The 12,250-nt window shown below is 41.5% G+C and carries 10 protein-coding genes and 1 pseudogene; 10 read left to right on the forward strand and 1 reads right to left on the reverse strand.

Features of this window, described 5'->3' with window-relative positions; genetic code table 11:
- The 10 genes and pseudogenes from O9323_RS11005 to O9323_RS11050 form a co-directional block, all read left to right on the forward strand.
- A partial coding sequence (locus tag O9323_RS11005) for a Calx-beta domain-containing protein (protein WP_288125105.1) occupies positions 1–1,154 on the forward strand: 1,154 nt, incomplete at its 5' end.
- Between the two features lie 184 nt (positions 1,155–1,338).
- On the forward strand, positions 1,339–2,067 hold the full coding sequence (locus O9323_RS11010; protein ID WP_288125109.1) for a M10 family metallopeptidase C-terminal domain-containing protein: 729 nt from the start codon (positions 1,339–1,341) through the stop codon (positions 2,065–2,067).
- 413 nt (positions 2,068–2,480) lie between these two features.
- Positions 2,481–4,205 carry a diflavin flavoprotein gene (locus tag O9323_RS11015; RefSeq protein WP_288125106.1) on the forward strand — a complete coding sequence of 575 codons (1,725 nt, stop codon included), beginning with the start codon at positions 2,481–2,483 and terminating at the stop codon, positions 4,203–4,205.
- Between the two features lie 128 nt (positions 4,206–4,333).
- On the forward strand, positions 4,334–4,834 hold the full coding sequence (locus O9323_RS11020) for a phosphate-starvation-inducible PsiE family protein (protein WP_103112477.1): 501 nt from the start codon (positions 4,334–4,336) through the stop codon (positions 4,832–4,834).
- A 58-nt stretch (positions 4,835–4,892) separates the two neighbouring features.
- Positions 4,893–6,638: a diflavin flavoprotein gene (locus O9323_RS11025; protein ID WP_288125107.1), complete on the forward strand. Its 1,746-nt coding sequence runs from the start codon at positions 4,893–4,895 to the stop codon at positions 6,636–6,638.
- Positions 6,639–6,759: 121 nt separating this feature from the next.
- Positions 6,760–7,467, forward strand: a complete 708-nt coding sequence (locus O9323_RS11030; RefSeq protein ID WP_149106566.1) for a hypothetical protein — start codon at positions 6,760–6,762, stop codon at positions 7,465–7,467.
- 5 nt (positions 7,468–7,472) lie between these two features.
- Positions 7,473–7,745: a hypothetical protein gene (locus O9323_RS11035; protein ID WP_002734486.1), complete on the forward strand. Its 273-nt coding sequence runs from the start codon at positions 7,473–7,475 to the stop codon at positions 7,743–7,745.
- A 344-nt stretch (positions 7,746–8,089) separates the two neighbouring features.
- Entirely contained in the window at positions 8,090–8,833 is a 744-nt protein-coding gene (locus O9323_RS11040) for a DUF1995 family protein (protein ID WP_288125108.1), read from the forward strand.
- A gap of 173 nt (positions 8,834–9,006) precedes the next feature.
- A pseudogene (locus O9323_RS11045) lies at positions 9,007–10,170 on the forward strand (DUF7149 domain-containing protein); the annotation flags it as partial.
- Between the two features lie 440 nt (positions 10,171–10,610).
- Complete coding sequence (locus tag O9323_RS11050; protein WP_149106567.1) at positions 10,611–11,561, forward strand: IS630-like element ISMae26 family transposase; 951 nt, start codon at positions 10,611–10,613, stop codon at positions 11,559–11,561.
- 527 nt (positions 11,562–12,088) lie between these two features.
- Here the strand turns inward: O9323_RS11050 and O9323_RS11055 are convergent.
- On the reverse strand, positions 12,089–12,250 hold a 162-nt coding region (locus tag O9323_RS11055), incomplete at its 5' end, for a transposase (protein WP_193746259.1).

Genomic DNA, 12,250 nt, shown 5'->3' on the forward strand with positions numbered 1-12,250 from the left:
CACCTACTCTTAAGGGTAATTATGATACTTCTGGCTCTGCTAGGGATGTGCAAGTAGTCGGTAACTACGCTTACGTAGCTGATGAAGGCTATGGCTTGCAGATTCTTGATGTTAGTGACTTTACTAATGCACAAACTGTTACTCTTTCTATTTCTCCCAGTAGCGTGACAGAAGACGGGACAACAAATCTGGTTTATACCTTCACCCGTTCTGGTGTAACAACCAATGCTTTAACCGTCAATTACACCCTCGGAGGGACAGCTACCCTTAATACCGACTACACTCGTACAGGGACTACCAATACTGTCACCTTCGCAGCCGGTTCATCCACTGCGACTGTAACAGTTGACCCCACTGCTGATACTACAGTTGAACCCGATGAAACCGTCGCTTTAACCCTCGCGACCGGGACAGGATATACAGTAGGTACTCCTAACGCAGCTACGGGAACAATTAATAATGATGATACCAGTGTCACTCTTGCTGTTTCTCCCAGTAGTGTGACAGAAGACGGGACAACAAATCTGGTTTATACCTTCACCCGTTCTGGTGTAACAACCAATGCTTTAACCGTCAATTACACCCTCGGGGGGACAGCTACCCTTAATACCGACTACACTCGTACAGGGACTACCAATACTGTCACTTTCGCTGCTGGTTCATCCACTGCTACCGTAATCGTTGACCCCACTGCTGATACTACAGTTGAACCCAACGAAACTGTTATTTTAACCCTCGCGACCGGGACAGGTTATACCGTAGGTACTCCTAACGCAGCCACGGGGACAATTAATAATGACGACTTTTCCCAACTCTCCATCAACGACATCACCGTGGTGGAAGGTCAAAATAGTAATGCAATCCTCACTGTTACTGTCAATAACCCCAATCCACAACAAATTACTGTCAACTATACCACTGCACCCATTGATGCTACCGCTAATGTAGATTACACTAGCCAGACAGGAACCCTCACCATTGCACCTAATACTTCCACCGCTAGTATTAGCATTCCCATCCTTAATGATAATCTCAATGAACCTGATGAAGTCTTTACCGTAACCCTGTCAAATCCGGTTAATGCTACCATCAATCCCGACGAAGCAATTGGACAAGTAATTATTACTGACACCCTACAAAGCAGCATTAAGTAGTCATGCAAAATAAATTTCCTAGTGAAGACAGGCAAGAGGCAATAGGCAAGAGGCAAAAGCTTGATCGAAATGTGTAATTAATTTTGCTTAGGTACTTACTAGAACCTTACCCAATAATGTCGAAAACCTCAGACTAATTGGCAGTAATCATATTAACGGTACAGGTAACGCTGGTGACAATAAAATTACCGGAAATAGCGGTAACAATATCCTCGCTGGTGCTAATGGTAACGATATTTACTGTTTCAATGCTTCAACCCCATTAGGAAGCGATACCATCCAAGAAACTACCACCGGCGGTATCGATACCCTCGACTTTACTGGGACAAATACCGCAGTACGAGTTAACTTAGGGATTACCACTGTCCAAACCGTCGTCACCAATAATCTAAAATTGACTTTTTCGGCAAATAACACCATCGAAAATATTATTAGCGATAGCGGTAATGACCGACTAACCGGGAATAGCCTTAATAATACTCTAACTGGTGGTGGTGGCAACGATCAATTAACCGGTCAAGACGGAAACGATAGTTTAATTGGTGGTTTTGGTGATGATTTACTCACTGGTGGTAATGGTAGCGATAATTTTATCTTCAACAGTAGTAATTTAGGCATCGATGCCATCAGCGATTTCACCCCCGGCAGCGATAAAATAGTATTAAGTAAAGCCATATTTACCGCCTTACAAAGTGTCATTGGCAATGGCTTCAGTCAACTGGCTGAATTTGCCAGCGTCGCTGACGATGATTTAGTCGCCACTAGCAGTGCTTTTATCGTTTACAGTACCAGTAGTGGCAGTATCTACTACAATCAAAATGGTAGTGCTGCTGGCTTAGGAAGTGGCTCTGAATTTGCCAATTTGTTGACTGTTCCTACCCTGATAGCGGCTGATTTCACACTGATAAATTAACCTAGCCACACAGAGAAAAAGGGTTTCTTGAAGAAACCCTTTTTCTGGACTTGTGTTAAGGGTTACAGGTTCACCCATAGACTGACATCGAAAACAAAACACCCCAAGAGAGCGAGAGAGCAAAAACGAGGAAAATATTAAGAATTGTGTAAAAAGCTTGACAAATAGGCAAAAGTGCAGTATTCAAAACCGAGGACTAAGCTAACCGGTGGATAGGATGCACAATCAGCATTCAGGTCTTGATTCGGTAGGGCCAGCACTCAAATTAATATCCGCACCCATAGAGAAAAGGTTATATAAATCTAACTAATCATTGACTTGAGTAATTGGTATTTTACAAATCCCTGAAAGCAAGTCACCATAGGAATTAAGCAAATGCAGTTCCGCATCAAATCCTGTGGGAGATAGAAATTATGGTTGCTTTAATCACCCCAAAACCGGCTAAAACCAGCCGTTTAACCACACAAATCCAAGAAATCGCCGAAAATACCTTTACCCTGCGCTGTTTGGATTGGGACCGCGATCGCTTTGATATCGAATTTGGTTTAGAAAACGGTACCACTTATAACTCTTTTGTTATTCAAGGGGAAAAAACCGCTCTCATTGATACATCTCACCGCAAATTCGATCGCCTTTATCTGGAGGAATTAACTAAACTAATCAACATCAATCATCTTGATTATTTAATTATCAGTCACACCGAACCCGACCACAGTGGTTTAGTCAAAGAAGTTTTAGAATTAGTCCCAGAAGTTACCGTGGTGGGGGCAAAAGTTGCCATGCAATTCCTCGAAAACATGGTACACAGACCCTTTAAACAGTTAATAGTTAAAAGTGGTGATACTTTAGATTTAGGTAATGGCCATGTTTTAGAATTTGTTGCGGCCCCTAATCTTCATTGGCCTGATACTATCTTCACTTTTGATGCTAAAACTGCCACCCTTTTTACCTGTGATGCCTTCGGAATGCACTTTTGTGACGATCAAACCTATGATCGAGAAAAAGACCTGCTAGAAGGCGATTTTCAAACCTATTATGACTGTCTGATGCGACCGAATGCTCGTTCGGTTTTAGGGGCAATTAAAAGGATCGAGAAATTTGAGATTAATCTCATTGCCACCGGTCACGGACCCCTATTAAAACACCATATTTCTGATTGGGTGGGACGCTATCAAACTTGGAGTCAAGAACAAACTTCTGCTGATACTTTAGTGACTGTATTCTTTACCCAAGATTACGGACAAAGCGAACATTTAGCTACTATGATTAGTCAGGGTTTGACTAAAACTGATGTGGTGACAGAATTAGTCGATATGAATAATGCTGATCCCCACGAAGTCAGAGAATTGATCAATCAATCTAAGGGAGTTATCATCGGAATGCCTCCCCAATCTTCCCCGATTAACCAGACGATTTTAAGCACGATTATTGCTTCAATTAATGGCAAACAAGCGGTAGGATTATTTGAGTCAGGAGGTGGGGAAGATGAACCAATTTTCCCCTTAAGAAATAAATTACAGGAAATCGGGGCGATCGAAGCTTTTCCTCCTCTTTTAGTTAAAGACAATACCAATCAATCCCTCGATTTAATTGCCGATGAAGCAGGAACCGAACTCGGCCAATGGTTAAGCCGAGAAAAAACAATTAAACAAATTAAATCGATTAATAACGACTTAGAAAAGGCTCTAGGACGTATTAGCACCGGATTATACCTAATTACTTCCCAAAAAGCCGATTTATCTAGTGCCATGATTGCCTCTTGGGTGACACAAGCAAGTTTAAATCCTTTAGGTGTGGCGATTGCAGTGGCTAAAGATCGGGCAATGGTATCCTTTTTACAGCCTAGCGATACCTTTGTTTTAAATGTTTTGGCTGAGGATAATTACCAGAAATTAATGAAACATTTCCTCAAGCGTTTCTCTCCCGGTGCCAATCGTTTTGAAGGCATTAAAACCTATACTGCTAACAATGGATCACCAATTTTAGCCGATGCCTTGGCTTACATAGAATGTCAAGTAACCAGTCGTTTAGATTGCGGCGATCATTGGGTAGTTTATTGTACTGTTAATAGCGGACGAGTTGCCCGTTTAGATACCTTAACTGCTGTCCATCATCGCAAAGTTGGCAACCATTATTAACAGTTAACAGTTAACAGTTATCAGTTATCAGTTATCAGGAGGCAGGAGATTATTTTTATTTATTCTTCCCATCACCCTACTTGCCCACTTTCCTAACACCAAATTCTATCAATCTTAGGAGCAATAAAATGTACGAACCAATTAAAAATCCTTCCCCAATGATGGTGCGAGTAGTGCAAGTCTTAGAAATGATTCAAGATTTAATTGTCATTTCTCTCTGTATTGGTTTATTTAGCTTTATGGTGTTAGAAGTGAGAGAAATGTTTATGTCGCTGCTGCCACCGATTCAATTTCGGATTATTACCGCCGATATTTTATTCCTCTTAATTCTAGTAGAATTGTTCCGATTGTTAATTATTTATTTGCAAGAAAAACGAGTTTCTATCGGTGTTGCTGTGGAAGTTTCGATCGTCTCGGTTTTGCGAGAATTAATTGTCAGAGGAGTCCTAGAAACTAATTGGACACAAGTATTAGCCGCCTGTGCTTTTCTAATAGTTCTCGGCACATTAATGGTATTAAGAGTTTGGCTTCCTCCCACCTTTGAAGGTATCGATCCCGAACAAAAAGTTTCTGAACGTTATCGTCAACATTTAGTTAAAGACTTAACTGAAATAAACAGCAAAACTTAATCAGTTATCAGTTATCAGTTATCAGTTATCAGTACAACTAATAACCAAATTAACAACTATGACCACTACTACCTTAATTGCTAATACTGCTATCAATAATCGCCCCCGCGATGTTCAAACCGCCGAAATTGCCGATCAAACTTGGGTTTTTCGCTCGCGTACTTGGGACAGATTAAAATTTGAAATAGAATATGCTCGTCAACGGGGAACCACCGCGAATTCCTATCTTATCCGGGGCGATAAAACCGCCTTAATCGATCCTCCCGGAGAATCCTTCACCGAAATTTATTTAGAAGAAATTCGTCAATATGTCCCCTTACATCGTCTTGATTATCTAATTCTCAGTCACGTTAATCCTAACCGTATCGTCACTTTAAAGGCATTATTAGCCGAAACCCATCAAATCACCATCCTCTGTTCTAAAGCTGCCGTCAATACCCTGAAAAATGCCCTGCCTGATGCCCAAATTTTGGGCATACGAACCGATGAAATCCTTGATTTAGGGCAGGGTCATCAACTCAGTTTTATTAATGTCCCTACCCCCCGCTGGCCTGATGGAATCTGCACTTTTGACCAAAAAACCCAAATTTTATACAGCGATAAATTCTTTAGTGTGCATCTGTGCAGTGACGATATTTGGGATAAAAATTGGAAAGAATTAGACGCAGATCGTCGTTATTATTTTGATTGTCTCCATGCCGTGCAATCTAAAACAGTAGAAACAGCCCTCGACAAAATTAAAGAATTTCCCGCCCAATATTATGCACCTGCCCACGGTCCGATAATTCGTTATAGTCTTAGTCGTCTTGCCCACGATTATCGCTATTGGTGTCAAGAACAAAAAACTCGACCCCTACAAGTGGCTTTATTATATGCTTCTGCCTACGGAAATACTGCCACCCTAGCCCGCTCGATCGAACGAGGATTATTGGAAAATGATCTGGCCGTAGAATCAATAAATTGTGAGTTTGCCACCCCCGCCGAAATTAGTCAAGCGATCGAAAATTGTGATGGATTTATTATCGGTTCTCCCACCTTAGCTGGTCACGCTCCTACCCAGATTCAAACCGCTTTAGGAATCGTTCTTTCCACGGCAGCAAAAACTAAATTAGCTGGGGTTTTTGGTTCCTACGGTTGGAGTGGGGAAGCGGTAGATTTAATTGAAACTAAACTCAAAGATGCCAATTATCGCCTCGGTTTTGAGTCTTTGCGCGTGCGTTTTAGCCCCACAGAAAGCAGTTTACAAGCAGGTTATTCAGCCGGAGAAACTTTTGCCCAGACCTTGAAAAAAACCAAAAAATTGCGGGTTCCCCAACAGGGAATGACCGAAACACAAATCGATCGCACTGCCCAGGCCGTTGGTCGGATCGTCGGTTCCCTTTCTGTTCTCACCACTCGTCAGGGCGAGGATCAGGCTGGTTTCCTGACCTCTTGGGTATCCCAAGCCAGTTTTAACCCCCCAGGGCTAATTATCGCCGTTGCTGACGAACAAGCCGCCGATCGCCTAATTAACTCCGGAACCGTCTTCACCTTGAATATTCTCAAGGAAGGGCGCAATTTACGCCGCCATTTTTCCAATTGCATCAAATCCGGCAGCGATGTCTTTACGGAATTAGAAACCCAAGTCGGGGAAAATGGCTGTCTGATTTTAAGCGAAAGTCTCGCCTATCTGGAGTGTACGGTCAAAGAGCGACAACTCTGCGGCGATCGCTGGTTAGTCTATGCCACGGTCGAGCGGGGTCAAGTTTTGGATGGTAACGGTGTCACCGCCATCGGTCATCGCAAATCTGGTAGTCAGTATTAAAACTGGACTAACGGGGCAAAGTTCCTGACTTTCCCCGTGTAATCAGCCTAGATTTCTGGGAAACGAATGTTATGTTATTATCTAAGGCTGTCCGACCGGGCCATTTTGTCTTTGTTTCCCCATGAAAAAATTGCCGCTAATCCTATCGGTGGGGAGTGTCGCTTTATTGTTGGTGGGATGTCCAGCTTCTGACCAAGCTAATCAATCCCCACCGATTACCCAAGAAACCCCCACCCCCTCTCCCAGTCCCCCGGCTGCCCAACCACCCGCCTTTAGCAATACTAGGCAACCGGCTACCGAACCAGCCACCCCCAGGATACCTGGATTGATTCCCGCCACCGATCCCGACCAAAAACGGGCAGAAATTAATCGCGGTCGCAGGGATCCCTTTGCCCCCTTTCCCGTACAACCAAATATTACAATCACAGTGGCGGAAGAACCCCCGGCTGGGACTCCGGTGGGTACCGCACCCGCACCAATGGGCAATCCTCCCACCCCCAGACCACCGATAGTGAAAGGGCCGCCACCACCACCGCAACCGACGGAAGCGGAAGAAGTGCAAGTATCGGGCATTCTCCGGTTGCCTACCACTCCTATGGCGATCGTGAAAGCCCCCGGAGAAGCCACGGAACGTCGAGTTATCCCCGGTTCTACCCTCTCTAATGGTTTAATTTTAGTTAAAGCGATCAATACTAATCCCGATAACCCCTCTATTGTCTTAGAACAATACGGTCAAACTATTACCCGTCGTTTAGGGGATGGTGTCCCCGAACCCGCCGCCGCACCGCAAGCCTCGATCAGCTATAATATTTCCGAATCAGGAGAATAAAACCCGTGCGATCGATTGCTATTCAACAAAAACAAACCATTATTTATCCCCAAATGCCCTTGGCTATCTATCGAGAATTAGCCAGCCATTTACAACAGGTTCAAGGTGTGGAAACCCATCTCACCCCCCAGCAGTTCCAACAATTCGATTATCACCAAAGTCAGATCGGTAGTCTAGAAATTAACTATACCGAGACTTTTCAGGAAAGCGATCGCCCTCTGGTCACGGCAATTCTCGGTTATTATGCCCAACGTCACGGCTCCTATCAGCTTTCCTAAGCTTTCTCTCCTCACCTTTTCCCCGATTACCGACTTTCTTCTTAAAAACTAAAGGTATTTTATAGGATTTATCTTAATGCTGGGGATGATGCCAAATCTCGTCATACTTCATCTAAACTTAAGTAGGGTTTGCGGCAAAAAGTACGGGCGAAGCATTCGGATAGAAAATCTACGGTTTCACCGATAGGTTATTGCCCGAATGCTTCGCCCCTACAGGACGTAGGGTTCATTCATGAATCAACCCTACCTTTTATAAAAATTAAAATCTTTCTGATTTTAAGCCACCGACGACCAGTGGTAGTCACTGATAACTGATAACTGATAACTGATAACTGATAACTGAAATGACCCTACCCAATTCCCTAGAAGAAACGATCCTGCAAGCGAAAGCCGCCACTCAACTGGCTCTAGAATCGGGAGCTAGACGCATACAAGTGGAATTAGTTATCCCAGAAATTGCTCTACAAGCGCAAGCTTTAGCCCTTGATTTTACCTCTATTTTTGACGGTTATGGTTCTGGTTTAAGGGTAATTTTTCCCGATACTGGAGCCGCCATGTTAGCTCGACGGGATTGGGGAGAAACAGTTTTTCAACTGGGAGATTTAGGTAGTCGTTTTATTCCCGTCGAAAACAAAATTAAGCCCGAAGATGAAGCTTTTTTAGTTGTTTGTCCCTCCTCGGTGGAGATTAATTCCGTAGAAAAACTCTGTTACCTTGCCGAAGATCGCCCCGTAGTTCTTCTGATTCCTCAATTAGAAGATGTATCGGTGGTGGGTATCGGTTACGCAGCCCGACAATTGCGAGAAAGATTTTTAAGTATCCTAGAAAGTTGTTATTATTTTCGTCCCTTGGAATCAGCGATCGTGTATCGTTCCTATCCTTCCATGTGGCAAGTTTGGCTAGAAAAAGAAGACGGTTACGAGTTAATTTCCGAACAGTCCACTAAACCCATGGGCGAAGCTTTAGAAAATCTGATTCTGAAAGCTTCTAGTAATACTCCTAATGATGGTTCTAATCCTGCTAACAAAGCCAAAAAGTCGGGTTTATTTGCCACTATGGGACGCTTCTTAAAAGCATTACAACAGTGACATACTCCCCCCGTCAAGCTACGCTGTGACGGGGGATTATTTCCCCATTGCTGTTAGAAATTCCTTGCTTCGACAGATTGACCTCGATTGCAACTTTTGTTCTTTTATTTTAACCGATCATTTGGCAATGCTATAATAAGATTAGTCGGTAGTTTCCCTAGAGGTAAACTTTTATGATCATCAATAAGCGAGAACTCAAACAAGCCTTAAATCGGGTGTACTTGAAAATCAAGCCTGATACTGAAACAATTCAGGTTTTTCAAGCTAATTTGACGCGCTTGTTGGAGCAATGTGACAGCAAAAAGTCGGAAGAGTTTAATAAAAATTTGCTGATAGATTTTTTAAAAAATACCTATTATACTGATCGCTATTTTATCAATACAAAAGAGCGCATTGATCTGGTGATTCATAATAACCAGGATGTTAAAAGTCCAGTGGGGGTCATTTTTGAGACTAAGAAACCTACTCGGACAATAAATGCAGAAATGCCAAGACTGGATAATCTCAACACTAAGGCTTTTCAGCAGTTAGTTTTATATTTTCTCCGCGAAAGGGTGACGGATAAAAATCTTGAGATTAAACACTTGATCGTGACAAATATTTATGAGTGGTTTATTTTCGATGGCAAGATTTTTGAGGAGTTATTTTTTGCTAATAAGGCTCTAGTTAACCAGTTTTGCGATTTTGAAGCCGGGAGACTGAGTAGTACGAAAACGGATTTTTTCTATCAACAAATTGCCGAACCAGCGATCACTAAAGTTATTGAGCAAATTAAATTTACTCATTTTGATCTGCGAGATTTGGAAAATTTAGATTTGCTTGATATTTACAAGATTCTTTCGCCAGAACATTTACTTAAGTTACCTTTTGTTAATGATAGCAATACTTTAAATAAGCCTTTTTATAATGAGCTTTTGTATATTATCGGTTTGACGGAAATTAAGGATAAAGGGAAGAAGTTAATCGGACGAATGAAAGAAGGCGATCGCTGTGATGGTTCCCTGATTGAAAATGCGATTAGTCGGTTGGATAGTCTAGATAAAATTGCACAATTAAAAAATCCTGAAGAGTTTGGAACTAAAAAGTTAGCGGAGGATACTCAAAAACAAAAGCAAATTGTGCAGGCAATTATTCAAGAACTCAAAATTTATGAAGAATTAAATCATTATCAACTTAAATCCCAGCGAGTGCGTCAGGAAATTGCTGATCTTGCCCAAAATGCGATCAATTTTGAAACCTACCTACAGAGCTATTTTGCTCTTTTTCAATTATTGATAGAAGAAGTGATAAAGGTGGAGCAGGAGTTTTATGCAACGGTCGGAGAAATTAAATATTTAGGGCTTGCTGAATAAATGTGAAATGTAGGCAAGGTAAGGGTTTTGTGGCTTTTCTCGCGAAACAGGTGCAAGATTTTGAGAGAATCGTCGTTCAAAACCTTGCGTCTTCATCAGCCCGCGTCCTGTAGGGGCGAAGCATTCGGTCAATAACCTATCGGTGAAACCGTAGATTTTCTAACCGAATGCTTCGCCCGTACTTTTTCAGCAAACCCTATTTAGTAGATAATATTTTTCAACCTCAACCTGAGATGTTGGAGATAGAAGATTGTGAAATAATTTCTGAGTTTTTTCTCGATTTTATGGTGACGGTTTACGAGAAAGAATAAAGATTAAAAGACGCATTTCTCTATTCCCAGTCGCAGGATAATCTATAGCAATTCTTGGAGCTATGAGGTACAATGGAAAGCAAATAGACAAATAATAGAACTTACCAGCTTCCTATGAGACCCTATTCCGTAGATTTTCGCCAAAAAATTATCGATGTCTGGAAGAAAGAAAAAATTTCCATTCGAGGACTAGCCCAGAGATTTGACGTGGCTAAAAGCTTTATTCAGAAGTTATTGAAGCAACATAAAGAAACAGGAGATATCCGTCCTCGTCCGCAAGGGGGAAGTCCGCCAACCAAGTTAAATAGTGAACAACTGATAATTTTAATAGAAATCATCGAAGCTAACAATGATGCAACTCTCGAAGAATTATCGGACTTACTGTATGAAAAGACACAGGTGAAAGTCAGTAGAGCCACCCTGGGGCGGCTTACGCAAAAACTCAATTACAGTTTCAAAAAAAAAACACTACACGCGGCGGAAAAAGAAAGTGACAGGGTACAGCAAAAAAGAGTGGAATACTGGTCAGAAGTTCGGGAAATTGAGGCATCAAAACTAATTTTCATCGATGAATCGGGGGTAAATTTAGCCCTTTTGAGACTCTATGCTAGAGCCTTAATTGGCCGAAAAACTCGGGGAAGAAAACCACAAAAAAGAGGGAGAAATATTTCAATAATTAGTGCTATAAGCTTAGAAAAAGTTGTCGCATCAGTCAACATATACGGTGCAGTGGATGCGGTAACATTTGAAGGATTTATTCTAAAGGAAGTGCTGCAAAAAATTAAAGAAGGAGACTGTCTGATCATGGATAACGCCAAGATTCATCTCGGAGAAATGGTCAGAGAAATAATCGAACAAGAAAAAGCTAGACTCATCTATTTACCTCCTTATTCTCCCGAATTCTCTCCTATTGAAAACTTTTGGTCAAAAGTGAAAGCGACGTTAAGAAAACTGAAGGCGAGAACTTACAAAGACTTAATAGAAGGGATTGAATTGGCTATGTTAGAAGTTACTCAAAAAGATATTCGCAATTGGTTTACTCACTGTTGCTACTGTACCTCATAAGTCAGAGAATTGCTATATTAAATGATAGTGAATGGCAAGAGCAATTTATTCTTTTGGAAAAAACTTGGCTCTTCTCGACTTTGTGTGATAATTTTTGCTTATGGAATCGTGAAATGCTTATCGGGTAACACTTTTAGGACTATTTTGTCGAAGAAACTATCAGTATAGACCTCGTTTCCACACAGAAACCAGAAGAGCCAAAACTTATCTAAGAGAACAACTTCTTGAGCAGAAAAAAATTTACCGACAAAGCCCTTAGAGATAGTTGTTTCTCAATTTATAGCTTTTCCTGTTCCCACGAGGTACATTATCGATGTTGAAAAGTTTAATCAGCAAAGGTTTAACTGTGCCACACAGGTGTGAGAACCGTTATAATAAATCTAATCAACAGAATATTCAAAAATCCGATTCTTCAAAAAATTGGCGAGATGACGAGAATATTAAAAATATTCTCATTCAAGCAGTAGCTGATCCTGATTACCATCAATTACAAGATTTACTGGCTCTTCGTTACCCTTTATGCTAAATCAACAGACAAGATGCCAAGACAACATACTTCTAACCCAAAAATTCCGAAAGTTTCTAAAGCCATAGCCTCTCCGTTTTATTAGTTTAAGTTTATTGTTGATTCCCTCGACCACCCCATTAGTTGTCCTTCGCTCGAAATAACTAATGATTTCTCCAAACCA

This window comes from Microcystis sp. LE19-131.1A (genome assembly GCF_027532015.1).
GTDB classification, from domain to species: domain Bacteria; phylum Cyanobacteriota; class Cyanobacteriia; order Cyanobacteriales; family Microcystaceae; genus Microcystis; species Microcystis ichthyoblabe_A.